This is a genomic window from Xenorhabdus bakwenae (assembly GCF_030272115.1).
GTDB lineage: Bacteria > Pseudomonadota > Gammaproteobacteria > Enterobacterales > Enterobacteriaceae > Xenorhabdus > Xenorhabdus bakwenae.
Map to the genome: position 1 here is coordinate 2468677 of NZ_CP119194.1, position 24492 is coordinate 2493168.

The 24492-nt window shown below is 49.4% G+C and carries 32 protein-coding genes and 1 pseudogene; 6 read left to right on the top strand and 27 right to left on the bottom strand.

All coding sequences use genetic code 11. The features are described 5' to 3' along the window. Position 1: 1 nt before the first annotated feature. The 19 genes and pseudogenes from PXH59_RS12420 to PXH59_RS12505 form a co-directional block, all read right to left on the bottom strand. Positions 2-1861 (bottom strand): phage tail-collar fiber domain-containing protein, encoded by a 1860-nt coding sequence (locus PXH59_RS12420; protein ID WP_285808621.1) that lies wholly within the window; start codon positions 1859-1861, stop codon positions 2-4. A gap of 9 nt (positions 1862-1870) precedes the next feature. Further along, the gene (locus PXH59_RS12425; RefSeq protein WP_285808623.1) at positions 1871-2527 is read right to left on the bottom strand and encodes a phage tail protein; all 657 of its coding nucleotides are present in this window, start codon (positions 2525-2527) and stop codon (positions 1871-1873) included. Further along, complete coding sequence (locus PXH59_RS12430) at positions 2520-3704, bottom strand: baseplate J/gp47 family protein (protein ID WP_285808624.1); 1185 nt, start codon at positions 3702-3704, stop codon at positions 2520-2522. Before PXH59_RS12430 ends, PXH59_RS12425 begins: the two co-directional genes overlap by 8 nt. Then, positions 3694-4029: a DUF2590 family protein gene (locus PXH59_RS12435; RefSeq protein ID WP_285808625.1), complete on the bottom strand. Its 336-nt coding sequence runs from the start codon at positions 4027-4029 to the stop codon at positions 3694-3696. The genes PXH59_RS12430 and PXH59_RS12435 overlap by 11 nt, the downstream gene beginning before the upstream one ends. Next, complete coding sequence (locus PXH59_RS12440; protein ID WP_285808626.1) at positions 4022-6226, bottom strand: phage tail tape measure protein; 2205 nt, start codon at positions 6224-6226, stop codon at positions 4022-4024. Before PXH59_RS12440 ends, PXH59_RS12435 begins: the two co-directional genes overlap by 8 nt. Then, on the bottom strand, positions 6223-6396 hold the full coding sequence (locus PXH59_RS20270) for a DUF6890 family protein (RefSeq protein ID WP_434223381.1): 174 nt from the start codon (positions 6394-6396) through the stop codon (positions 6223-6225). Before PXH59_RS20270 ends, PXH59_RS12440 begins: the two co-directional genes overlap by 4 nt. A 17-nt stretch (positions 6397-6413) precedes the next feature. After that, positions 6414-6683: a putative phage tail assembly chaperone gene (locus PXH59_RS12445; RefSeq protein ID WP_285808627.1), complete on the bottom strand. Its 270-nt coding sequence runs from the start codon at positions 6681-6683 to the stop codon at positions 6414-6416. 101 nt (positions 6684-6784) lie between these two features. Then, entirely contained in the window at positions 6785-7177 is a 393-nt protein-coding gene (locus tag PXH59_RS12450; protein WP_285808628.1) for a hypothetical protein, read from the bottom strand. Continuing rightward, entirely contained in the window at positions 7174-7512 is a 339-nt protein-coding gene (locus tag PXH59_RS12455; RefSeq protein ID WP_285808629.1) for a M15 family metallopeptidase, read from the bottom strand. Before PXH59_RS12455 ends, PXH59_RS12450 begins: the two co-directional genes overlap by 4 nt. Next, positions 7509-7802, bottom strand: a complete 294-nt coding sequence (locus tag PXH59_RS12460; protein WP_285808630.1) for a phage holin family protein — start codon at positions 7800-7802, stop codon at positions 7509-7511. The genes PXH59_RS12455 and PXH59_RS12460 overlap by 4 nt, the downstream gene beginning before the upstream one ends. A gap of 10 nt (positions 7803-7812) precedes the next feature. Then, positions 7813-8268, bottom strand: a complete 456-nt coding sequence (locus PXH59_RS12465; protein WP_285808631.1) for a DUF2597 family protein — start codon at positions 8266-8268, stop codon at positions 7813-7815. Continuing rightward, positions 8265-9389, bottom strand: a complete 1125-nt coding sequence (locus tag PXH59_RS12470; RefSeq protein WP_285811769.1) for a DUF2586 domain-containing protein — start codon at positions 9387-9389, stop codon at positions 8265-8267. The genes PXH59_RS12465 and PXH59_RS12470 overlap by 4 nt, the downstream gene beginning before the upstream one ends. Before the next feature lie 7 nt (positions 9390-9396). Then, a complete protein-coding gene (locus PXH59_RS12475; RefSeq protein ID WP_285808632.1) occupies positions 9397-10098 on the bottom strand; it encodes a phage virion morphogenesis protein in 702 nt (233 codons plus the stop codon). Then, positions 10095-10592: a phage tail protein gene (locus tag PXH59_RS12480; RefSeq protein ID WP_285808633.1), complete on the bottom strand. Its 498-nt coding sequence runs from the start codon at positions 10590-10592 to the stop codon at positions 10095-10097. The genes PXH59_RS12475 and PXH59_RS12480 overlap by 4 nt, the downstream gene beginning before the upstream one ends. Beyond that, on the bottom strand, positions 10589-10759 hold the full coding sequence (locus PXH59_RS12485) for a head completion/stabilization protein (protein WP_285808634.1): 171 nt from the start codon (positions 10757-10759) through the stop codon (positions 10589-10591). Before PXH59_RS12485 ends, PXH59_RS12480 begins: the two co-directional genes overlap by 4 nt. A 40-nt stretch (positions 10760-10799) precedes the next feature. Beyond that, positions 10800-11042, bottom strand: a pseudogene (locus PXH59_RS12490) (head completion/stabilization protein); the annotation flags it as partial. Positions 11043-11145: 103 nt separating this feature from the next. Beyond that, the gene (gene gpM, locus PXH59_RS12495) at positions 11146-11868 is read right to left on the bottom strand and encodes a phage terminase small subunit (RefSeq protein WP_285808635.1); all 723 of its coding nucleotides are present in this window, start codon (positions 11866-11868) and stop codon (positions 11146-11148) included. Further along, positions 11868-12905, bottom strand: a complete 1038-nt coding sequence (locus tag PXH59_RS12500) for a phage major capsid protein, P2 family (RefSeq protein WP_285808636.1) — start codon at positions 12903-12905, stop codon at positions 11868-11870. Before PXH59_RS12500 ends, gpM begins: the two co-directional genes overlap by 1 nt. A 17-nt stretch (positions 12906-12922) precedes the next feature. Continuing rightward, on the bottom strand, positions 12923-13768 hold the full coding sequence (locus PXH59_RS12505; protein WP_285808637.1) for a GPO family capsid scaffolding protein: 846 nt from the start codon (positions 13766-13768) through the stop codon (positions 12923-12925). Positions 13769-13946: 178 nt separating this feature from the next. On the opposite strand from PXH59_RS12505, the gene PXH59_RS12510 reads away from it, so the two are divergent. From PXH59_RS12510 to PXH59_RS12520, 3 genes are read left to right on the top strand one after another with little or no spacing between them, the layout of a single operon-like run. Next, positions 13947-15725, top strand: coding sequence for a terminase large subunit domain-containing protein (locus tag PXH59_RS12510; protein WP_285808638.1), 1779 nt, complete (start codon positions 13947-13949; stop codon positions 15723-15725). Next, positions 15725-16756 carry a phage portal protein gene (locus tag PXH59_RS12515; protein ID WP_285808640.1) on the top strand — a complete coding sequence of 344 codons (1032 nt, stop codon included), beginning with the start codon at positions 15725-15727 and terminating at the stop codon, positions 16754-16756. The genes PXH59_RS12510 and PXH59_RS12515 overlap by 1 nt, the downstream gene beginning before the upstream one ends. Then, entirely contained in the window at positions 16753-17073 is a 321-nt protein-coding gene (locus PXH59_RS12520) for an Ogr/Delta-like zinc finger protein (RefSeq protein WP_285808642.1), read from the top strand. The genes PXH59_RS12515 and PXH59_RS12520 overlap by 4 nt, the downstream gene beginning before the upstream one ends. An 8-nt stretch (positions 17074-17081) precedes the next feature. Here the strand turns inward: PXH59_RS12520 and PXH59_RS12525 are convergent, their stop codons facing one another. From PXH59_RS12525 to PXH59_RS12550, 6 genes are all read right to left on the bottom strand, one after another. After that, positions 17082-17267, bottom strand: coding sequence for a hypothetical protein (locus PXH59_RS12525; RefSeq protein WP_285808644.1), 186 nt, complete (start codon positions 17265-17267; stop codon positions 17082-17084). 112 nt (positions 17268-17379) lie between these two features. Then, positions 17380-19590, bottom strand: a complete 2211-nt coding sequence (locus tag PXH59_RS12530) for a replication endonuclease (RefSeq protein WP_285811771.1) — start codon at positions 19588-19590, stop codon at positions 17380-17382. A 68-nt stretch (positions 19591-19658) separates the two neighbouring features. Further along, on the bottom strand, positions 19659-20060 hold the full coding sequence (locus PXH59_RS12535; protein WP_285808646.1) for a hypothetical protein: 402 nt from the start codon (positions 20058-20060) through the stop codon (positions 19659-19661). Between the two features lie 4 nt (positions 20061-20064). Beyond that, positions 20065-20283, bottom strand: coding sequence for a TraR/DksA family transcriptional regulator (locus PXH59_RS12540; protein WP_285808648.1), 219 nt, complete (start codon positions 20281-20283; stop codon positions 20065-20067). Next, complete coding sequence (locus tag PXH59_RS12545) at positions 20276-20479, bottom strand: DUF2732 family protein (protein WP_285808650.1); 204 nt, start codon at positions 20477-20479, stop codon at positions 20276-20278. The genes PXH59_RS12540 and PXH59_RS12545 overlap by 8 nt, the downstream gene beginning before the upstream one ends. A gap of 78 nt (positions 20480-20557) precedes the next feature. Continuing rightward, on the bottom strand, positions 20558-20911 hold the full coding sequence (locus PXH59_RS12550) for a DUF5347 family protein (RefSeq protein ID WP_285808652.1): 354 nt from the start codon (positions 20909-20911) through the stop codon (positions 20558-20560). A 280-nt stretch (positions 20912-21191) separates the two neighbouring features. Here PXH59_RS12550 and PXH59_RS12555 point away from each other — a divergent pair, with 280 nt between their 5' ends. Beyond that, the gene (locus PXH59_RS12555; protein WP_285808653.1) at positions 21192-21665 is read left to right on the top strand and encodes a hypothetical protein; all 474 of its coding nucleotides are present in this window, start codon (positions 21192-21194) and stop codon (positions 21663-21665) included. Positions 21666-21678: 13 nt separating this feature from the next. On the opposite strand, the gene PXH59_RS12560 is transcribed toward PXH59_RS12555, so the two are convergent. Together PXH59_RS12560 and PXH59_RS12565 are read right to left on the bottom strand one after the other, a co-directional pair. After that, positions 21679-22188 carry a phage regulatory CII family protein gene (locus tag PXH59_RS12560; RefSeq protein ID WP_285808654.1) on the bottom strand — a complete coding sequence of 170 codons (510 nt, stop codon included), beginning with the start codon at positions 22186-22188 and terminating at the stop codon, positions 21679-21681. Positions 22189-22218: 30 nt separating this feature from the next. Beyond that, the gene (locus PXH59_RS12565) at positions 22219-22482 is read right to left on the bottom strand and encodes a hypothetical protein (protein ID WP_285808655.1); all 264 of its coding nucleotides are present in this window, start codon (positions 22480-22482) and stop codon (positions 22219-22221) included. A gap of 133 nt (positions 22483-22615) precedes the next feature. Here PXH59_RS12565 and PXH59_RS12570 point away from each other — a divergent pair, with 133 nt between their 5' ends. Then, positions 22616-23191 carry a phage repressor protein CI gene (locus PXH59_RS12570; RefSeq protein ID WP_285808657.1) on the top strand — a complete coding sequence of 192 codons (576 nt, stop codon included), beginning with the start codon at positions 22616-22618 and terminating at the stop codon, positions 23189-23191. Next, entirely contained in the window at positions 23191-24234 is a 1044-nt protein-coding gene (locus tag PXH59_RS12575; protein WP_285808659.1) for a phage integrase, read from the top strand. Before PXH59_RS12570 ends, PXH59_RS12575 begins: the two co-directional genes overlap by 1 nt. Positions 24235-24492: the final 258 nt, after the last annotated feature.

Genomic DNA, 24492 nt, shown 5'->3' on the forward strand with positions numbered 1-24492 from the left:
GTTATCGTAACTCCCACCAATTCGTAATTTTATTATCAAATTCCGTCGTCACTGAATAGGCAGCACCGACAGGTATGATTGCACTGCCTGTCCCGCGCTGGGCGCCCCCACTATTGGCCCCCCTAACCAGGGGAATATGTATAACGTCCCCGCCCTGTTTAAACGAAATATTCGCGGCTGACTGCTCTGTTCCCTCGCGAGTGTCGCGGGATACCGCTATGACAACAAATAGGGGCCTGTTTGTGTCATTGACATACCAGGCGCCAATCACCCGGCTCGTTGTCACATGAACCCACGACTGGGCATACCCGACCCCGTGAGCAGAAATGGCATCGGTGACCGATTTCTGGCTCATTACCACATCTGTTGCCGTGCCAGTTGACTGCGCGATACGGGTTGGCACGGGTATATCATCCAAAAATGCGATGGTTCCGTTTTTTTGCGGAATACGGGCGTTAAACCACGCGTTATTTCCAGTGCGACTGGTTAGCTGAGGTTGGGGATACGACGCATTTAATTCAATCACTGATACACTACCGCGGGCGCGGACAATATTGGTTCCCGTTATTTCACCCGCAACAGAAACAAAACCATCAATATTACCGCCAGATTTGCTAAATTTCGTCTCCAATACCCGAGTTGTTGCCTGCTGACTCATAATACTGGTTGTCGATTGGCCTGTGGATTGGGCAATTGTAGTGGGTGTTATAGGTGCTGGGATATCGTCCAAAAATGCGATGGTTCCGTTTTTTTGTGGAATATAGGCGCTATTCCAGCCACCATTACCCTGACGGCTAGTCAATTTAGGACTAGACTCAGACGCATTAATCTCGACCGTTGATAGATTACTGCGGGCCCGGACGATATTGTTTCCGGTGATTTCACCCTCAGCAGAGACGGAGCCGTCAACCACACCGCCTGTTTTGGAGTAGGCATTATCATTGACCGTCTTGAGTGCCGCATTCGTTGCATAATCCTGTTTAACTCTGCCAAGCTCACCGTTCAATGCTTCAATATCCCGATCATTCGATGATCCGGTAGGACGCAAATCAACAATATCCCCACCCCCATCAATCTGCGCCACTGCAAACACATAATGCGGATTTCCGGCTGCATCCAGATAATTTTTCAGCTCATTAGCCACCGTAATCTTCACCACCGTCTGCCACTGGCTCACCAGATTGCCCTGATAGCTAAAATCCGCATACACACGGGTATTGCGCAAGCTGTTTAACGTCTGGTCAAACTCTAGTACCCCGCGCAAACCGCCGACATAAGCCAGCCCTTTTTTAACAAGGTATTGTTCACCCTGATGCACCACGGCAAAGCCATCACCAAAGAACGCCGCCTCGCCGTAACTGTCGGTATTGATCAAACGCTGCATTTCGTCGATACCGGACAAGCGGGCAGTAAAATCAATCTGCCAGGTTTCGGCGGTGGTCGTGATGGCGGTTTCTTTGGCGGCCCCGTCAAACTCCAGCAAAAAAGAACGGGTTAACACATTGCCCTGTAATCCATTGGCCGTTTTGATTTTCTTCTGGATCGGCGCATGGGTGATCATCCCAATCACACCGGAAGCCTTGTTGATAAGACCAATCCAGTTAAATTCAAAATCGCCGACTTCTGTGCCTAATGTGACGCTGTAGGCCACGGAGTTCTCGCTGGCTAATCCGGTTTTGTTGACCGCCTGACGATGGACGATGTAATTTGCCGCGGGCAGTTTTTCATCCCGGCGGATGGCCTGAGCCGGATCTAATCCTGGCACATTGGCGAAGACAAATTCGTCTAAGATGACCGACTTCCCGACAGCAACCTGCTGGGCTTTCCATTTTTCAAAATCAGTCGTAATCACTGATGACATACTCTTTCCTTATAATGACGCACCGTAGGTCACTGTCGGTGCGGTACGTTCCTTGAGGCTGGCATGGTCACAGACGGCAACGCCTGCTATATGCCCCACCCGTAATAACAGCGGCTGTGTCGGTATAGCGGCGGCATAACAGATATAGTCTGCGCTTACACTCCCCACGCGCATTAATAATTGATTTTTCGCTATCACTTCAAAACGGTAGCGACGACAGGTGCGGCCATACTGGCGGATGATATTCATCAGCAAATCGGGGTTTGCCGCTATCTGCCCGTCACTCAGGCGCAGGATAATCACATCCCAGTCAATGCCCGGCTGGCGCTCCAGCAATTCCACATAGCCCACGCCCAGACGCGCAAAGATGGCAATAAAGCCTGCGATGCTGCCCGCGTCTCTGGCGTTGATAAAGGCGTACTTCACCCGCTTGCGAAACAACGCCAGCGGCTCGCCGTTAAAGCGCTGGATATCCCGCTGGTAGGCCAGCACCGATAACAGCGCTTCTGTGCAGGTTTCTGCATCCAGTTGCGCCAGTGGCCATTTAAGCCAGCGATAAACCGCTGTCCAGAATACCCGCACCGCACTCAGCAACTTAGCGGGTTCGCCCTTATCCATCCATGAGGGCAAGGCCAGCCGCTTAAGGCGCTCCCGGAATTCAGACATTTTTCACCTCCACGGTGAGTGATTGCAGCCGGGGCACACTCAGCTCACTGAGAATGTCACCCACTGAAAAGGTCAGTGACTCAATTTCGGTGAATTCACGGTGTATCTCACGCCCCAGATTCGAAAATGAAAAGCGTGAGTACGGCCAGGTCTTTTTAACCTGATAGTCCGTATTTTCCCGAAAGGCACAGCGGATCAGGTCGCTGACATCCATTTTCAGCGTGGCGATTTGTTCCTGACTGTAGTTCGCCCTATTCACCACAAACAGCGTCACCGTTAGCGCATGATGCGTTTCCGGCATCGGCAGGCACTGCATATCATCGCCGTGCCCGTGATGCCCCTGATTGGTGATGTAATCGTTCACCGCCTCAATAAACGGCTGGCTGATCACCCCCGAATCCAGCAACAGGTAGGCATTGGCGGTACCCGCCCCACGGGGCGCATCGTGCAGAAAGAAGATGCGGTCAATGCTTAAGCCCGCCACCGTGGCAATCATGCCCCGGTAAACCGCATCAGTATGATAGTTACCGACCAGGTTGTATTGGTTGCGGCAACGGTCACGCAACTCATCATCGCTTTCGGCGTCTGCGCCGGGGGTTAACAGCCAGCCTTCTTCATTCTGCACCCGCGCAATGCCGGACACGGCCACAGGCAGAATGCGAAAATAACCCGGTGCCAGATTGAAAGCCCCGCCCGTGGCATCTGCCGTCACAGGCAGTAACGCACTGCTGACCCCTTCGGCAATGACAACACTTTCTGTGGTGCTGACCCGGTAGATTTCGCCATTAATACGCTCAGTCTGGATAACGGTTCCGGCAGGCACGGTCACCGCCGAAGCGCCGGCGGCTTTATAGACGCGGATCACGCCCAGTGCAGCCGATGCGGGCTTGCGTTTCAGGTTGACGCCCCAGGCGAACATATCCAGCCAGGTACCCGATGCCGTCGCCAGATACATGTTTTTCAGCGTGACATTAATTAACGCCTCTTTCAGCCACAGCACAGGGCGCGTCACAATCGAGTTAATCAGCCGCCAGAACGGGGACATGCGCGAGGTGTTGGTCACCAGACCCGCGTTATCCACAACCCGGGCAAAGGCATTGCTGATTTCGGTTTCCGTGGTCGGCATCCCGCTGTCACGCAAGACCTTCTCATAATCTATCGTCGGTTTAGTGTCCATGCCCCACACTCACACTAATACGGCCAAAATCATAGGTTTCCGCCGTGATCCATAACTTAATCGGCGATTCTTCATTAATGATGACGGTGCCCGGAATAATCCGTTCATCATCTTCAACCAGGATCTCTATCTGGGTGCGGATATCCGCACGCAGGGTCGGGCTGCGTTCGGCCACCAGTTCGGTAGCAAGACCGCTTTCAAGGATGGCGTGAACACAATCCTGCCCAATTGACACGCGGTTATTGCAAAATTGCGGTTCGTTGCCTGAGTTGAGCGTAAAATTGCCGCCCGTGATCAATAAATCAATGTATTTCGGCTCATCCATAAGCCACCTGCTCCCATTCCGTGAGTTGTGCCGGTGTGACATTGCCCTTCACATTCAGCGTCACATTTTCAATCCGGCGGCTGTTATCCGTGATGGTCTGTGAATTTGTTGTTACCGCTTTCATCAGACCCTGCTTGCCAATGCCCTGCTTTTTTCCGCCCGTTAATACGCCCTCGGTTTCGGGCGGTTTAATGGCTTTCACAGGCTGGATCATCGCTTGGGGCTGGCCCTGCAAAATCCCGTTGGGTTGCATCATTAATTTGGCCGTATTTTCCCCCATGCCCATGTTGGGCACGGGCGCTTTTCCCATGATGGGGGACTGCCCCTGTAACACCCCATTAGGCGGGGCCATTAATTTCTGGGTATTTTCCCCGATGCCCGAAACCGGAGCCGCCGCTTTTCCGGTCGGTTCGGTGACCGTCTTCTCAATGGCTTGGGTCTCAATATTAATACCGGGAATGTAATTTAACTTCTCGATAATCCAATTGTAGGCGTCCCCGAATGATCCTTTTAGCCAGTCCCATAAGCCACTAAACAGATTGCTGACACTGTCCACCATGCCGGAAAACGTCTCCGCCAGTGAAAAGTTGCTGAACCAGTTACAGAGGTTATCCCACGCCTCGCCAATCCACGCAAAAACCTTGCCGAAGATCTCCCCGACCCATTGCACACAAGCCGCGATAACCTTAAAGGCCGTCGTGTTCATGATGGCCGCCTTGATGGCATCCCAATGCTTAATCAGCAAATAAATGCCCACCGCCAACAACGCAATCGCCGCGATAATCAGTAGGATCGGCCACGTCATAAAGCTGAATGAGATACCCGCTAACATGGCCTGCATACGAACAGCCATCAAGGTATTGCGCAATATTCTCAGCCCGACGTTCCATACGGTAACCGCACCATTACAAAGCCAGACTGCCGCCGTCCACAGTTTCATCACCAGTGTACAGGCCGCCCAAATGCCCTTAAGGCCAACCCAAATAAACTTAGACACCCCCATCACAATATTGGCCGCTGCCCCCGCCGCCGCAAAGCTCAGTATGCCGACCGAAATATACCCGATCCAACGCGCGATATTGGGAAACAGCTTCGCCCAGCGCACCAGTATCTGACTGCCATCAGCCAGCTTATTGATTAACGGTTTGATCACTGGCAGCAAGGTTGAACCAATGACAATACGGATATTTTGCCAGATGGCTTGCAGCCGTTCCCACGGGTTCGCCATCAGTTCGGCCATGTCGCGGGTGCGTTTCATACCATCGTTGGCACCCAGTGCCGTCATGTTCTTGCGCAGCATATCGACATTGCCGTAGAGCTGTTTGACCACCACGGCCGAATCCCCAAAGGCGGCTTCAATTTCGGCCTGTGCCTTAAGGTTGCCTTCAATGCTCTTGCCGTATTTAGCCTGGAGCTTCTCCAGCATTTCCGGCATCGACAGCAATTTTCCCGACGCATTGACAAAACTTAGCCCCAGTTTCTGGCCGCTGGCTTCTGCATTCGTGATAAACGACTCATAAGCACCACTGGATTCACTGCCCAAAGAACGTTGCAATTCCCCCAACACGGCCAGCTGTTCATCAATGCCGACACCAAACTGCGTCCCGGCCGCGCGTGCCCCTTCCATCGCATCCGCAATGTCGGTCATGGACATGCCGAACGTTTTTGACATCGCCACCGCCTTGCCTGCCAGTTCCCCGGCAAACTGGAGGTGCCCCACCGCGTTGGCATGACTGGAGAACTGGGCAAACATTTTCCCCATATAACCGGCGGTATCGCTGGCACTGGATTTCAGGGCCGCGGCGGTGGTGTTGGCAATGTGGGTCATCTGAGGCAGATCGCTGTGTGACAACCCGCCGATCGCCTTGCTGATCTCCGAGGCCGACTGTACAAACTCAATCGACGATTTGCCGTACTGAGAACTGAACGTCATGGCATCATGGGCCACTTTATCCATCACACTACTGTCGATACCTTGCAGTGAGGCCGATTTCAGCGCCTCATCCATTTCAATGGCCGGATCTAAAAAGCCCTTGATAGACCAGAACGACGCGGCCAGACCTGCCCCGCCCACGGCCAGTTTGCCAAACGCATCTTGCGACGACTGGGCAAAGCCTGACACCGCCGCTTTGGCTTTCGCCAGCGGTTGAGTAATTTTATCAATCAGGCTTAAGGTAAAATCTAATTGCCCACTCATGATTCACCCTTAAATGCCAGCGCAATACCATTCGCCGTGGCGATGCGCATATTTTCCCAATAACGATTATCCAGCCAAATAGCCCGGGCTAAATTTTCCGTATTATCTTTTTCATCCGGTAAATAATGACGGCGTAATATTAAGGCCTGCTCAAATAAACTCTGGTCAATGGCCTTAACCCGTGCATTTAGTTTTTTATTTCGATGTCCAGCTTAGGCGCATATTCCGAATTCACGCGCTCTACAAGCTGCATGGCCGCGCCGGGGATTTGCAGAAACTCATCCAGCGCGGCTTTAGAGGCAGGCTGAACAATGCGGCGCAGGTAAGTGACAATCGGCACAATCTTATTATCCAGCGTCATATCATTAATCATGCTGTTATAGGCGATAATATTCGGTTCAAATTTAATTTCTTTTTCGCCAATCATTAAGGTGATAATTTTATTTTCTTTGCTCATGATTTAATTCCTTTCTTTTATTTATTTCATCCACTAATTGATTATGCCGTGCGGCGCAAGGGCCATATATCTGGATATAATCAATCACAATATTCGCTAAATTATTTCCGGTCATTCCCGCCAGTCGGGGTAACCGTTGCTGACAGGGTGTCAGTAAGTTTTCCTGATAAGGTACGTTCGACCCGTTCGGCTGTCTCGTTGTACATCCTGACAAACTCAGGGCTAACGCACACAGCAGTAAAAACAGGCTTAACCACCTCAGTACGTATTTCTCTGGGGGCAGCATGGGCGATCTCCTCCAGTTTACCTTCCAGTTGTCGGGCGGAGGCGCTGGAAATGGCCTGCCATTCCTGCCGGATGTTCTCTGCGGTTTCCGCCGCCGCCCGTGTTATTCCAAGCTCTACGCTGTCACGGTAGTAATGATTGACGCGCCAGCCCGCACCGAACGCTAACGCAAGGCAGAGTACATACAGCGTCCGTACCTTGAGCATCATTTCACCCCGTTATGCGCCAGCGAAAAATGGTTGCCATCGGGACGGGAGAAACGCCCGCCCCATGTGCCGCCGAGCGACTCCCAATATTCCCCCAAAGGCAGGTATGCCGCACTCAGGGTCTGGTATTTGCCCTGGATAAACAGATTCAGATCAACCGCCAGACGCCGGGTATGCAGGCTGTTGGCGATACCTGTCCCTTTTTGCGCGTTCAGTTTCGCCTGCTCCGGTGTCCGGTAGACTTCCCCGAACGTCACGCGGTAACCGCGCTCATCCGCCCATAAAATCAACTGGGCGATCAGGACGGCAAATAACTGCTGTTTCTCACTCAGTGTCATTGCTTTAACTTCCCTGTTAACAAGGCGCTGCCGCGCTTGCGTAGCCAGACTTCAACTAACTGATAGCCGGCAATCCCCAGTGCGCTGCCAATTCCGGTCACCGCTATCGGGCTGATACCGGGCCACCAAATCAACAAGGCACCTGCCATCACCGACACCGCCGAACCGAGGATCACGCGACCAATAAATAGCCGTAAGGTGATGGGTTCGTGGCCTGTCAGCATTTTGCCTAACGCAATCAGCGCCCCCAATAGCACCAGCGTAACAAAGGTTTTCTCATGTTCTTCCATGAACCGCCCCTTACCCAATCAGGCTTTGTGTCAGTTCCGCTTCCAGATAGGGAATGCCATTAATACGCACAAAGTCGGGGCTGGTCACCACGAATTTCACTTTATGAGTCATGACACTGCCCCCTTTCGGATCAACATCCAGAATGTCACTCACAATCAGCTTGCAGCCGTAGGCTTCAACCTTGATTTCCTCGTCCCCCGCTTTGGCGTACCACATTAAATCGACGGGCTGAATGCCCCGCCATGATCCCGCCGAACGGGCTTTGGCGGTCACAATCTCCAGATATTTAGTGCTGAGTTCAATTTCCCCTTCCGCCGCCACATCCCCGGCAATATAGCCATCCGGTACGCCCTGCGTCTGCGCGGCGGTAGTATTATCCGTAATGGACAGGTTGACCTTTTCCGCATGAACCAGATCCCCGTCCATATTAAAATCAATCGACTGGCCTGAAATACGTTGACTCATGCGCTTTTCTCCAGACTGCTATCCAGCAACAGACTGACCGATATCCCTTTCGGACATTCGTAAGTGCGGATAGTGATATAAATTTCCACGGTGTTTTTATTGCGCCAGGTGATAGCGACATCACCGTCTTTCGGTGATTTCACTTCACCCGGAAAGGTCACCCCGTTAATTTCGGTACTGCGTGACATTTCACGCAGGGTGCGGGCAAAGTAAGCCTGGTGCGTGGCGATGCTGCCCGGCGTACTGTTCAGACTCCGGTCGGCAATTTTGGCAATCGCCTGCAACCGCACACGGCGTGCCACCTTATCCACAACCCGCAGGTTTTCGATGCTCTGGTAGTCCCCGCCTTCCACGTCCAGCGTGCGGCCGTCTGACCAGTACATGCCGTCATAATCGGGATACCACATCGGCACACTGAAACGCAGTTTTTCCAGCGCCTGCAAGGTGGCCAGATCAATCGGTGCGCCCGTGCCATCCAACGGAAAATCGGCTGAACCCAAATCCATCAGGGCACCGGTCTGGACGCGTGCCGGACTGTCTGCCACGGTGACGGCACGGTGACACAAACGCCCGGCCAATACCCCCGCCTCATGGCCCCACAGGCACGGCACCAGTTGCACCGAGGCCACCGCTTCCCCTTTTTGTAACTCTGCCAGGCGGTTCACGTAATCCGCCCACGGCTCCTTCGATTGTGGGCTGTCCACAGCCAGAATTGCCCACTGCCAGCGGCCAAACTTAGCAATGGTGTTGGCACGCAAAGTTTGTGCTGCCTTGATCATGGCTTTATTGGCCCCCACCGTCAGGACATAACCTTCAACGCTGGCAACCGTCTGCGCTGCGGTCACGGCCTCGATAAAGGCCAGTTCATCCGCCGCTTCGGGCAAGATATGGACATAGCCCGACCAGTTTTGCCCCGCGTTGGCCATCGCCGCCAGTACCTGACGCTTGAGGGCGGTTTGTGCCGTTCCCAGCACGGAATCAAAGTCCGTCTGGGTATTGACGGCAATCGTCTTGCCTGTGTTGGTTTTGCCCGTCCCGACAAAGAGCAATACTCGCTCAATTTCCCTGGTTTCGCCTTGCAGTTGGTTAACCTGGTTAACCTGAACATGTGGCCACATAATTGATCCTTTATCTTATGTCTTGTGCGTTAACATCCCAGCCATAGTTGATGGCCTGTAACTGCCTGACTAATGCCTTATTAAATTCATCGTCATTCAGACCTAAAAACGTACGAGCGGGAATATCAACCGTCCATGAGCTTTTAGCTGCTTTACCACTCAGTTCGCGGATTTTTTTCCCGGCCTTAATAAAGAGCATCTTTTCGGTGATCTCTTTAATGGTAGGTTTGCGCAGCCTTTTTCCTTTCTTTACCTGATAGCCCAAATCCCGTAATTTTTTGGCCTGTTTAATGGTTGCTTTCCGCGTTAAATCGACGGTCTTTGTCTCATTACTCTCTGATGCCGCTTTTCGAGTAATTCGTGCTTTCATGCCATTTTGTTGCACACTACCGACTAACCCCGCATTGACAGGGGGATATTTCCCACCTTGCAAATAAAGCCGAACCGCGCTAATTTCCGGCATTTCCCGAATATGCAGCAATTTCGGCATATTTCGGAGCATCTTCTTGCGCCACGGGGTCTTTCGAGCAGGCCAGCTTTCGCCCTCTGGTGATCGCTGATTACGCACATTGCGTTTTGCTGCCTGAATCACACCATATTTTGCAATACGCCATAACAGGCGTTGGCGCTTTTTCGGTGGCATTTCGAGGCTATTGACTGCCTTTTTCAGCTCTTTTAGCTGAGATTGATTCAACTGACCATTTACAATCATGCTGTTTGTCCAATCTGGGCACCCGTCTCATCCACACTGTGCACCGCACCTTGTTCCGCGAACCACACTTCGGTATCGGCCAGTGACCAGCGCTTGCCATCAAACGGGATCATGCCTTGCGGATCTTCCCGTATCACGACAGGCTCTGCCAGTGACAGCGACACCACGACAACCGCCGTGTTATCGTCCACTTCAACGGTCAGTGTCGGTTGTTCCTGCTCGACATTCGCATCACCGAAACGATTTCCCTGTGCGGTTAACCATGAATCAATCAGCAAGGGGATATTGCGCGGATCACACTCCCGATAAGGAAAACGTCCCCAGGCAATCACCGCCTCATATTGCTGGACAAACATCTGGTATTGCCCCAGCCCTAAATCCCGTTGCGCCGGAATAAAGCGGATTTCATCCATTTCACTGGTAAATTCCGTTTCACAGATACGCTCTGGCAGGTTTTCCCGTAAAAAGGCCGTTAATTGCTGTAACTTGCTCATATTGAACGCACCGTGACACGTTTATGCCCTTTCATATTACGCAGTACCATCGCGGCCTCAGCCAAGAGACGGGTGCGCACTTCGGGGCTTTCCTGTCCCGGATTGGGGGCACGGCTGACCAGTGTTGTGTATTCCCCCAGTAAATCCGCTTTTGCCCTGGCATACACCGCTTTTTTTATACTGGCTGACCAGTGCGGTATTACCGTTAATGGAAATACCCGACACCTCAGCGGCGTTCTGGTAGCCTTTGGCCTGCAATCTTGATTTCAGTCGGGCTAAATCCAGATTGATCTCCGCCACCGTAGCCAGCAACGCATTGGCCAGCATGTCGTTATCCAAATCGAGCGGCAATTTGCGATTAACCTGAAATTCCCGCAAATTCAAGTCCGGCCAAAAACCATCATTAGTCAGCGGGGCATCCCGATAATCCACCGTGTTGCCATTAAACATCGGTCATTCTCTCCCTGAAAAAAAAGCGGGCTGTCCGGTTTCCACGGCCATCAGCAATCAATTGCTCTGCCTCCACCGCGCCCGCTCCGGCTTGCGGTAGTCGTTATGGATTAAGGCTGAACGTTTCGTTGGTCAGTGCCCGTACCCGGGCGGCGATCCGTTGTCGATAGGTTTTTACCCCCGATGCCGGATTGCACTGATGCGCCGCTGCCAGCCAGCTATCGGCCTGCGCCAGCACATCCAGACTCTCCACGCTGCTTGCCTTAATGTCGGCGTTATCCCCTTTTAGCAGGTGTAACGCCGCGAATTTGTAGTATTTGGCCTTGATTTTCTCGTGAACTTTCCATTTTTCAGTGACATTGTGAAACGTCCGTGAGAAATAGGGTTCGACGGGGTTTCCGGCTTCCGCTTCCCGTTGCGCCCAAAGCAACACGGTATCGGCCACGAACGCCGGAAAACCACTGCGAAAATGGTCGGGGGTGAGCTGTCCCTGCTCAATGGCGATATCCGCCCAGTCCAGTCCGGTGACAAAATCCCCAATATCAAATAACCAAATCACGCAGTAGACAAAAATCGGGTTGCTGTACACCTCGCCTTCATCCAAGTAGCGTTGTGCCGTGGGCAGGTAGTTAGGTAACAATTCCCGCCGTTTCATCTCAACCCGCTCTGCTGTGGTCAGTAACTCACGTAATCGCTTCACATCCTGCTCAATGGCACGGGCTTGCAGGTGCATACTGGCGCCATCAGCAATGGCGACAGCGTGCTGCCGTGCCAGTTTCTGGCGCAGTTCAACCTCAGCACGGTGTCGTTGAGCAGGCGATAACATCAGTCTGTTTCCGGTTTTTCAGCGGGTTCAGCCACTGTACCAATGGTGACGGCGTTCTCATCGTAGGCCGCATACAATTCCGGTGTTTCCAGTGCGTAACCTTCGTTGCGCAGGTATTTGTTTTCGAACTGCTTGCGGTCATCGACAAACTCCGCCTTACGCTGACGGGTATTACGCTGGGTCAGAATTTGCAGGTTCGGCAACATCGTGACCACCATACGCTTACCCGGCATAAATGGCGGCACCATCGCCGGACGGCCAGCTATCGAGCTACCCAACATCTGCGCGGCAATTTTTTCCGTTGGTCTGTCGGCTGCCTGGTAAAGCCGGTACTGTTCGGCGGCGACCAAATCCGCACCGACCAGTACCACTAAACGGGGATCATGGATAAATTGCTGCGGAATACAGGCGTTAATCAGGTCAGAGGCCATCGAATCCAGTGATTTATGGTCGCCGTGTTCATCCAGTGTCACGGGCGTGGTGATCACACGCTTACCACCATCCCACTCTTTGGCAATCTGATGCCAGCCTATATTCACATCCTCGCCGTTCGGGTTCGCTTCCGGGTCAGTTGTGTCCGCCGCACTCTTACCGTTAAAGCCGATACGCAGCATATCCAGCGCAAAAGATTCATTGATAAAGGCTTGCATACGCTGGAAAAATTCATTTTCGCTACCGGAGTTGGCCCAAATGGACAGCAAGTCCCATTTCAACGCCGCACCGGAATCAGTTTCTCTCAATTTATATTCGTTACCATCCACGCCTGTGTCACGTGTAAAGCGGCCAGATTTTTTACGTCCGGTAAAGAGTCCCGGATTACCGACCGACACCACCTGACCGGAAAGCTGATCCACATCCGCACAGGTAATCATGTTAAGGAACTCGACCGATTCCAGCAGTGCGCTGCGCAGCGCGGTTTCTTTTGGGTCAGTCAGCGAGAAGTAACGTGAGGTATCTTCAATTTCAACCCCATAGGATTCAGCTAATCCCGCTGTATACTGTTGCAAAAATGCCCGTGCCCGTTGATTTAATTGCATAGTTCTTCCCTTCGCTGTTATAGGAAATTAAAACGGGCGTTGTTATTGCCTTTCGGGTTACGTGACGGTACACGGGTTGCCAGTGTGTCCAGCTTGCCGAAATTTTTCACAATCTTTGGCAAGTTATCGCGCAGGCGGGCAAAATCTTCGGTATCCACCACTTCTTTAACGGTTTCAACATCTTCCTGTACTTCTTCCACGACTTGCTCAGTGGCTTCCTGTTTACCCTCCAAGGCGGCTAAACGGGTTTCCAAATCAGCTACCGTTTGAGCTAATACCTGCAACGCATCATCATTGGTTGTGTCGGTCGAGGTATCGTCCTGTTCTTCAATATTGAAGAGACTGCGCCATGATTTTTTAGTGTTTTTACCCTTAGCCATCTTTGTTCCCTTTTGGTTAAATTCCCTGACTTCATCAATCACCAGCGGTTTATACGCGCCGAATCGGTGAGATTGTTTCTTTTTGCTAAATTGCAGGCGGGTTGTGCCTACACTGGCTGGCGAATCCGTGACTGCCAGCCCTTCCAGATAGGTTTTGCCTGTTCCGCGAAAATTACCGTTAAGCGTAAATTCCACCGAGGTAAACAGCAGTTGCCCGTCCCGGTTGGCCTCTAACAAGCGGTGATTAGGGCGCAGTTGCGCATATAAACGCAATGCCCCATCGTCCCCGTGTTCGGCTTTCACCGCGAGCACTTCGCCCATTGCCCCGAACCAGCGTTCATGCTCTGGCCAGATCCGGGCGGTATACAGCTGCGGGTCGTAAAGTTCGGCCGCTTCCAAGATCCAATTAGGTTCTATTGCCCGACCATCAACCGTGTCGCCCTCCATGGCAATACATATCCAGTTCGTCATTAACTGAGACATATTGCTTCCTTGTCGTTTGCGTCAGACACAGTATTGCGAATCCCATCGGCTCACGCGAGCAGCGCAATTCGGATGAATTCGGATATAAGCCATAACCGAATGTAACCGAAGCAAATCAGACGAAAGCCGTCTGTTTGCCCTGCATAATGGGACTATCAAGGATGAAAATTAGAAAATTATGGCTAAATACTCAGATGAACTTATTAAGGTAGCGAAGTCGCTTTATCTGCGCCGCTATACCCCGGCTGAAATTGCCGACGAGCTGAACCTGCCCAACAAGCGGATCATTTACTACTGGGCGGAAAAATGGCACTGGGCGGATATGCTCAGTCATGAAACGGTACATGAGGCTATCAATCGCCGTATCGCCCTGCTCAGTGAACGTAATGATAAAAATGCCGGAGAACTGGACGAACTCGACCGCCTGATTGCCCATCATGTCAAACTGATGGCGCAGGAGAATAAGCACAAAGAGAAGCTGGATGAGATTCAGGCGCGGGCACAATCGAGCGGTGAATATGCGCCATCCGGTGACGGTGAGCCGAAGAAAAAGAAACGCCAGCGTAAAAATGATATTTCCGCCCTGACAGAAGAAAACTTCCGGCAATTTGCGGATGAACAGCTTTTTGGTTATCAGAAGCACCTGCGCAATAATATTACAAAATCTATCCGTAATATCCTTAAAAGCCGTCAGGTTGGCGCGACATGGTACTTTGCCTTTGAAGCCTTTGAAGATGCCGTGTTAACGGGTAAGCCTCAGATCTTTCTGTCAGCGTCCAAACCCCAGGCCGAAGTCTTCCGTTCTTATATCGTCAATATTGCCGAACAATTCTTCGGTGTGACACTGACAGGTAACCCGATTCGCCTGAGCAATGGCGCGGAACTGCGTTTCTTATCCACCAATAAGAACACCGCGCAATCTTACAGCGGCCATTTGTATTGTGATGAATACTTCTGGGTGCCCGACTTTAAGCGCCTGAATGAAGTGGCTTCCGCAATGGCCACCCATAACCATTGGCGTACCACCTATTTCTCAACCCCCAGTGCCAAAACGCATCCGGCCTACCCGTTCTGGATGGGCGACGAATGGCGCGGTAACGATGCCAAACGTAAGAATGTGGTATTTCCCACGGTGGATGAGATGCGCGATGGCGGGCGTGATTGCCCCGATGGTCAGTGGCGTTATGTCATCACAATGGCGGATGCTATCAAGGGCGGGTTTAATCTGGCCTCCATTGAGAAACTGCGCAACCGCTATAACCAGGACACCTTTAACATGCTCTATATGTGCCAGTTTGTGGATAGCGGCGCATCGGTATTCAAATATCACCAACTGGAAAAATGCGGCGTTGATATCAATCTGTGGGAAGATCACGACCCCAACGCGATGCGTCCGTTCGGTGAGCGTGAAGTGTGGGGCGGTTTTGACCCTGCCCGCTCCGGTGATACCTCTACCTTTGTGATTGTTGCCCCGCCATTGATGGCAGGCGAAGCCTTTCGGGTTCTGGCGACGTTCTACTGGCAAGGCATGAACTGGAAACATCAGGCCAAACTGATTGAGGCACTGTTCAAACGCTATCGCTTTACCCATATCGGCATTGATACCACGGGCATTGGTCACGGTGTCTATGAGATGGTGCAGGACTTTGCGCCCCGCCAGACACAGGCCATTCACTACAGCCAGCAGAGCAAAAACCAACTGGTGATGAAGATGATCGATGTGGTCAGCGAAGAACGCCTTGAGTGGAACGGGGAACAAAAAGAAATCCCGGCCTCATTCCTGGCTATCCGCCATACGACCACGGGCAAAGGGGGGGCCATGACCTTTGTTGCCGACCGTTCGCAGGAAACCGGACACGCCGACGTATTCTGGGCTATTTCCCATGCCCTGATGAATGAACCCCTGAACTACGAGAAGAAACGCTCCTCTAAATATCAATTTTCAAAGGCAGCATAATGAGCAAGAAAAAGTTAAGGAAAACCGCCAAAGCAGTGCATACCAACAACCGTCAACGGAAAATGAGCCTGATCACGCTGGGTAAACCTGAGCCGATACTCACCACCATGACGGATTACCAGAAAATCTGGTATGACAACGATTATGATCATTACACCCTGCCCATTGACCGTCTGGCACTGGCGCAGCTTACCAACATGAACGGGCAACACGGCGGTATTATCTACTCCCGCCACAATATGATGGCCTCGGATTACCTGGGGGGCGGACTGAGTCACGAACAATTTAAATCAGCCGTGATTAATTTCCTGATTTTCGGGGATGTGGCCATCCTGAAAGTGCGCAACTTCTGGGGTGATATCGTGAGACTGGAGGTGCTGCCCTCCCTTTACCTGCGTCGCCGTAAAGACGGGGATTTTGTGGTATTGCAGGAAGGTGAGCCACTGGTTTACTCACCGGAAGAAGTAATTTTTATCAAGCAGTATGATCCCCAGCAGCAGGTTTATGGCCTGCCGGATTATATCGGCGGCATCCATGCGGCCTTGCTTAATTCGGAAGCGACTATCTTTCGCCGTCGCTACTACCATAACGGGGCACATACGGGCGGTATCATCTATACCAATGACCCCAATATCTCTGATGAAACCGAAGAAGAAATCATCTGGAAACTGCAACAAAGCAAGGGGATCGGCAACTTTGACACCCTGTTTGTGAATATTCCCAATGGTGACCCGGATGGCATCAAGTTTATTCCGGTCGGGGATATTTCCGCCAATGATGAGTTTGCCAATGTCAAAAGTATCAGCTCACAAGATGTGCTGACCGCCCACCGATTCCCGGCAGGACTGGCGGGCATTATCCCGACCAATGCCGCCGGATTGGGTGATCCAGAAAAGGCGCGGGCGGCCTATCGCCTGGATGAAGTTATCCCCGTGCAAAATATGTTCATGAATGCGATAAATAACCCTGATGTGCCAGAAATATTACACATCCGTTTTAAACAAGATAGCGTAATTTCGGGTGAGGAATGAGTAAGAAAATGGTAAAATCGCGTAAATTCGAGACATCAGGAATGAGGAATATGCGCGTATTAAAAATAATCTGCCCTGAGTGCGGCGCTAAGGCCGTCATTCGTAAAACCAACCGGATGCACCGCGAGATTGCCGATATTTATTGTTCGTGTGCGGATGTGGAGTGTGGCCATACTTTTGTGATGAACCTGACGTTCTCACACACCATCAGCCCCAGTGCGAAAACGGGCGATATTCTGTTGCAGACTGTGATTAATAACCTCAATCTGCAACAGCGCCAGATGGCGTTAGACTTGCTGCAAGCCAATGCAGCCTGATTTAAGTTTTAAGAAGCCACTATCCGTGGCTTTTCTATCTGGGTTTCCAGCTCACTTTTAACTTGCTTAATCAACTCGCCAAGCCAAAACAGGGTAATCTGCCGGTCATTATCATTTAAATATTCCGAACCTCCTATTTTGCAAATTAATTCAATACGTTCTAACAGAATGGAGGTGTTTAAAGAATCTAACATTTTAGCCCTACTATTTGAAATACGACACTCAAAATACTGTATATATAAACAGACGCAATTAATATAATTGCTCTCCGAATTAATTGCACCGGGTAATATTTAATTGTGTGATTTATCCGATATTTCTAGAATTTTTCACTAAAAACCCCTCAAAAATGGCTTTTGGATTGCGAAAAATACCTTTTATATCAATATCTAAATCTAATTTTTTACCAAGCCTTATTAGTGCGCTTTTTGTTCTTTCAACACAGGACGGTTTCTCTTTTTGCAGATGACCAAACATCGATAAGCGATAAGGCTGATCGTCAACCGTCAGGCGGCTGCCTCTCAGCAAGGCTTTTGCCAAGCCATCGCTTATCTCAAAACCGTGTAATTTTGCAGAATTATGTATCCGTTCGACCTTTTGGCGCTCGTCCATCCGTTCCCAGTTCTGATAAAACTCATCCAGACACAGATCACTTTCATTCACGGCATTGCTAATCGTACTTTGCTCCACCGTACAGTTATTGACAGAACTCCTAGGCGGCGCGGACGCACCGCTAAAAGCAACCTCCGCTGACGCTTCGGCTAACTTCGGCACAATCTTCCAGCTTTTGAGGCGCGTTAAGATTGGAGTATCCATCGAGAAAACCCCTTTAATCCGGATCACATTCTCACCGTGGGCGTTAGTCTCTTGCTCCGTCTCATACCATAAACGCGCAACCAAATCGTCACGACGAACAAAAGGGCCACCCTGTGCATTGATATAACTAGCCCAGTCGCCGTTATCTGCCGCATCGTGCACAGCAGCAAATTCAGTACTTAAGTCCATTGCAGTATCATGATCTGCCATGCGGCGCAGTTCGCGGTAAACCGTCACAGGAGCACCGCCCACAAACTGGAACTGACGAATACGCCAACGTCCCGCCCATGCACTGGCAGCCATAGCCGCTTCTTTCATAGGGCGATCACTTTCATCATCCAGCTCCCCATCCATCGCGTAGCCATCAATATTTTTAGAAATATATTTCGCCACATAGCCGGTTGCAGAGCCTTTCTCCGGGTCAATCTTCTCGGCATGAAAACGGGCTTTCAGGGCTTTTTCATTCCGCAGTTCGTGGCGATCTTCCTGCAAAGCATATTCACGGATAATGTCGCGCACCTGATCCGCCTGGTCGGGCTGCATAAAAAACAGCATATGCCAATGGGGTGTACCATCGTGATGGGGTTCAGCCACGCGGATACCAAAGATACGCAGATTGTTACGATGGAGTTTGGCCCGGATTTTTGCCCAGAGTCTGCTTAAGTATTGTTGTGTATCTGCCGGGCTGCATCCGTTCCACTTGCGGTTACGGTGCCCATGTCGGGTAGTGGCGTGATATTTAGAGGGGGCGGTCAGCGTGTAAAACTCCGCCACATAGCCCAGTTCATTACAGATATTTTCAAAGCCCCGGATACGTACCATCATTTCAGTACGGCGGATAGCCGGATTCGCCACACTGCCATAATATTTATCAATCAGGCTGATGCGGTTTCCCTCTTCGTCTTCCAGTTCCATCGACTTGATAAACTCTTTCGTGCGGTGCTTTTGCTCTTTCCACTCTGAAATGGTCATTTTGCTGGCGTAGGTACTGGCCTTTTTGCTGACGCGGTTGATGGCGATTTGCAAGTGCTCGCGCCACTCAGCCGCCAGACGGCGCAGACGACCTAACCACCATTTATCGGAGGTCATGCGGGAAATAGCCGCGATAGCCGGCGCTTCATCAAAGAAGCTGCCAGTCAGTTTATCCCAGTAAGGCGCATCCTGACGGTAGGCTTTAGTGATTGCCGCCGCACGCATATAGAGAACCTGCGCCCGTTTCAGTTCGCTTTCTTCTGGCATCTCGTTTGCTGTTGTTTCCAGTTTCTGAAAAACAAACTGCGCAATATCATTCGCCAGTAGCTCGATATCGTCCCGTGACATATCAGGGATACGGTTAAATCGCGCCATATACAGCGCGTTATCCGCTTCAATTTCCTGAATCTGGTAACGGTGGGTCACTAACGTAACTCTGGGTAAGATACGGTCAACGAATGTTTTAGATAAAAAAGCCTCGGCGCGGGGCGTCCCTTGCTCCTTTTCTAAAACACTAGCTTTGTATTGAACATCAAGGCGAACAATAGACGGTTGTTTTCTTAATAACCGCTGAACGCGAGCGCGTTCTTTGATCGCCTTTGCAATCGCCTGATGTTCTTCTTCTTTCTGGTATTGTTCCGCATAGGTTGGGAACGGTCTGACTATCGGCTGAATGGGTTTATCCCACGGCGTAGAAACGCCAGCAGCCAGAGCTGCGCTGTGTGGCATCACTGGCTGAAATTTGCTGTATTGGCGGCGCGGTTGGGGTTGTACGCCGCTGGTTGCTGGTACTGGGTTCACTCACAAACCTCTGCAACTTCATTGCAGAAATAGGCTGGTGTTAATAGCGAGTATTCATAAAAATTAATACAGATCTCATTAGGTGCGCTCATTCGATTAATAAGATGATATACATCCTCTATTTGTATCGTGATACGAGGTGAAGATTTATCACTCAATCCCTCTTCATCTATCATCGTGATCAGAATTAACTCGCCGGGTAATGCAGTAGCAGGTAAAGCGGTATCATCGAAAAGGCATTCAATATTAATATGCTTAAAAATAAAAAATTGACCCGCTACCTCTAACTGTTTTGCAGTCAGTCCTTCCTCAAACGTATTAGCAACACCCACAACTCGATTATTTTTAATGATATTAAATTCTTGCTCAGTAACAAAAACTCGACGGAAAAAATTCATTTTATTAACTCCGGGAATGTTTCTTAATTAATTCAAAATCAGCCTGACAATCCACGCAGCGGGAACACCCCATAGCCTGAGTACGGCGTAGTTCGGGAATAGCTTCGCCGCAGTCTTCACACTCAAATGCTGAAACACCGACCGGGCGATTAATATGTGCGGAAATCTGGCGCTCCAGTGTTTTTTCGGCGTGCTGGCAAGCACGGTCAATCACATCAAACATAGTTCCATTCCTGCGCTTGGCGGTTGATGCTTTCGGATTCACTTTTCAGCAGGGCAGCACTGACGGTGTATTCCATTTTGTTTTTCAAAACATGTGCGGATAACTTGTCCAAACGGGATGAAAACAAATCGGCATAATGCTTGCGCTCATCCTCCCGCACCTGCTTAATTAATCGTTCAATATTCTTATCTTCCATTCTTCATTTCCTGTTTTTAGATAAAAAGAATCCCTGACGTGTTGACGCCATTAAAATTAACTCGATAATTATTGTTATTTAATTAGGCAGTGATAAATCCGCTGGTAATAATGGAGCGGCTGCTTTAATTTTATTGATGGCTTTAATTAACTCGCTTCGCTCATCAATGCTAAATTCGTTTAATTCCAGCTCATGCCGTTCTTTTGGAATATGAGCAAGAAAGAAAATTGCTGCCAGTACGCGAATATTATCGACATAATTCGGATTGCGTTTATTGCGCATCTCATCAATAAAGGCCGCCAACTGCTCATTGCCCGCTTTCAAATGTTGCTGCCTAATTTTTGCCAGTTGATTTAAACCATTCACACGCACATCAAAAGCCATTTTGCTGGCTCGCTGTTCAGTTGATTCAAATTGGTATTCCGTGTTCATTTAAACCTCACCGAATAAGAAACAGAAAAAAGTAAGCAACGGAGCATAAGACAATCGGGAAAATAAATCCGTCACCTTTCTTTGTATGAAACGACTTACTACTTAATCTGTACTGATGCTGCTGTTGCTTTAATGCGTTCATGCTCACCTCAGACAATAAATAGTTGCCGGGTTTTTCCATGCCCGGCGCATGGTGTTGTGGTAGGATTGAATTTCGACAAACAAACGCACCACAAGGAAACAGAAACTTATGACAAACTAAAAACAAGGATTTTAAATAATGACCACTCAACCAACCCAAAGAAACCTTCCTTTTGATATCAGCTATTCCTTCCATCTCGAAGAAATGACGAGCTTGTTTCATCTTCACTGCAATCAAATTTGTACGCTTTTCCAGTGGCTTCTCGGTGCTTTTATCTTTGCTGGCAACCTGCACTGGCTGCTTGGCCTGATGATTGTCCTCATTGCTTCCCTGCAATTCAGCGCCGGATTTAACGAAAAAGCCGGTAACGCGAAAGTTCAGGCCAGCCGATATCGCCTCTTGCTTGATGACATGCCCAATTTGTCTGAGGATGACATTATCAAGCAACTGCAAGCTATCGAGAAAAGCGATAGCCAAGTGTTGTCCTCGCTTTGCAACCCTGCCCGTAAAAGAACCAGTATCGCACTGCACGGCTACGATCTTGAATCCAACGTGCCATTGAACAGACTGGAAAAAATCAGCACTATCATTGGTGGCGGCATCCCTAAATAACATCGTATATCCCTCAGACGATTGACGCACTTAAACCCGTAAAGGCATCGAATGCTGTTGTATAAGCCGGGTTTGAGTGTAATCTTGATGAAATAGTGACACCCGCCAACGTTAATAACCGCACTGCATTGTTAACGGTCTTCTTAAACTCCGCGACACGGGTCTGGTTAAGATGCTCACCCGAAACAGCCTCACTTGCCAGCTTGCCCACTTCTGCCGTAGCACCTAACAGGTAGCCCGACATATTGGCGTCACAAACTTCATTCACCGGCACAGAGGGCTGACACTGTAATTGCTCCAGAAAGCCGTCCAGAATGGAGGCGTCTTCTGTGGCATCGGTTAACTTCATTAAGTCAACACAAGTCAGCATGTGGGGCTGCTCAGGGTTCAGCTTATTACGCAGCATTTGCGGAGACATCCCAATAACTTCCGCAATTTGTACTAAGCTACCTTTGTGCGCGTTGGAGAACGCACGACACGCATTATCAAAGTGGGATTGTTTGGATACTTGATAGTCAAACATGTTTCATCTCCATAATTCACATAAAATGAATTAGTCACCTATAATGAGTTGAAAACGGGAATGCCCCAACGCCTTACGCATTTGCTCTTCTTTCCAACGTGCGTAATAGATGCGAACCATACCGCCTGCACGTTGTTTTCCGGGTTTAATAACTCGCGGTTCGATTGGCACGCAAGGATTATCGCCAGTAGTCCAGCGACGAACGGTAGCGATAGAAATTCTTTCTAAAGCGGCAAACTCGTGAGGTGAAACAATCTCACTTGGAATTTTCACAATTGTAATTTCAGAAGCCATATTGCATCATTCCCTGTTTATCAATAATTATCATTGATGCCCTTCGATTGTCAGCGATTATCATCAATGTGTTACGGTTTAGCTGCATAATAATACTCATTTGTTTATTAGTAAAGGCTATAAGGAGTATATTTTGTTTCTTGATTCTCAAGTGAACAGCGATGAGTTACTGGATAGGATTTGCCAAGCATATGGTTTTACTCAAAAAGTTCAGCTAGCTAGGCACTTTAAGATCTCTGCCAGCTCAATACAAAATAGATATAACAGAGGCACCATTTCTTATGATTTTGCAGCACAATGCGTATTAGATACAGGCACAAGTCTTTTGTGGCTACTCACCGGAAAAGGCCCACAAAATGAAGGAAAATCCTCACCGAAAGATCCAAAACAATTTGATTCATTCATTTTGAGAGATGGAAAACTTACAAAAAATGCTACTTTGAGTATTGATAGGGCGTTTTTTAAGCAACAATTATCAAAAGGTATTTGTGTTCTGACTGATGATAAGAATCATTTTGTAGAACAAGATGCAGCACTCTCTGATGGATTGTGGCTTGTCGATATTGAAGGAGCAATTAGTATTCGAGAATTGACTAAGTTACCGGGTAAAAGATTGCATGTTGCAGGTGGTAACGTACCTTTTGAATGTGGTGTTGATGATATAAAGACACTGGGCCGTGTTGTGGGTATATATAGTGAGATTAATTAATGACCGTTCGTAAAAACCCAGCAGGTGGATGGATTTGCGAACTTTACCCTAATGGGGCAAAAGGCAAACGTATCAGAAAGAAATTCGCCACTAAAGGCGAGGCGTTAGCTTTTGAACAGTACACGGTACAAAACCCGTGGCAGGAAGAAAAAGAAGACAGACGCACTTTAAAAGAACTGATTGATGCTTGGTATAGTGCTCATGGCATCACGCTTAAAGATGGCATCAAGCGTCAACTGGCTATGTACCATGTTTTTGATTGTATGGGCGAACCATTAGCCATAGATTTTGATGCACAAATGTTTTCTCGTTACAGAGAGAAAAGACTCAAAGGAGATTATGCCCGTTCAAATCGTGTTAAAGAAGTTTCACCTCGCACCCTCAACCTTGAGCTAGCTTATTTCCGGGCAGTATTTAATGAGCTTAATCGCCTTGGCGAATGGAAAGGGGAAAACCCTTTAAAAAATATGCGCCCTTTCCGCACTGAAGAAATAGAAATGGCATGGCTTACTCAAGAACAGATAACACGGCTTCTTGCGGAATGTAAGCGCCATGATCACCCTGATTTAGAAACCGTTGTCAGAATATGCCTTACCACTGGTGCGAGATGGTCGGAGGCTGAAAATTTGCGCAAAAGCCAACTTGCAAAATACAAAGTGACTTATACGAATACAAAAGGCAGAAAGAATCGAACGATTCCTATCAGTAAAGAGCTTTATGATTCTCTCCCTCATAATAAAAAAGGCAGGCTCTTTACCGATTGTTATGGAGCATTCCGTTCTGCTTTAGAAAGAACAGATATTGAATTACCCGCAGGCCAATTAACTCACGTTCTAAGGCATACTTTTGCCAGTCACTTTATGATGAACGGAGGAAACATACTCGTGTTACAGCGTGTACTTGGTCACACTGATATCAAAATGACGATGCGATATGCACACTTTGCGCCTGACCATTTAGAGGATGCAGTTAAGCTAAATCCGTTGGCGATGAGTGGCGGTAGAGTGGCGGTAGAAATGAATAACAATGATAATCACATATAATATTTGATAATCTAATTCATTGTTTTTAAACGTAAAGCATTGATTTTAGGTTGTTCCGGTAGGTACTCATAATCGCTTGGTCGCTGGTTCAAGTCCAGCAGGGGCCACCAGATTTATCAGGGGGTTGCATCAAAAGTGCGACCCCTTAGTTTTTTTCTAGGATACCGTCTGGCAGTAGCGTTAGGTATAACCGATTAACACCGCTACGGTAATGAACCGTATTCGTATTTCTCCCTGCAATATTTATCACATTCTCTG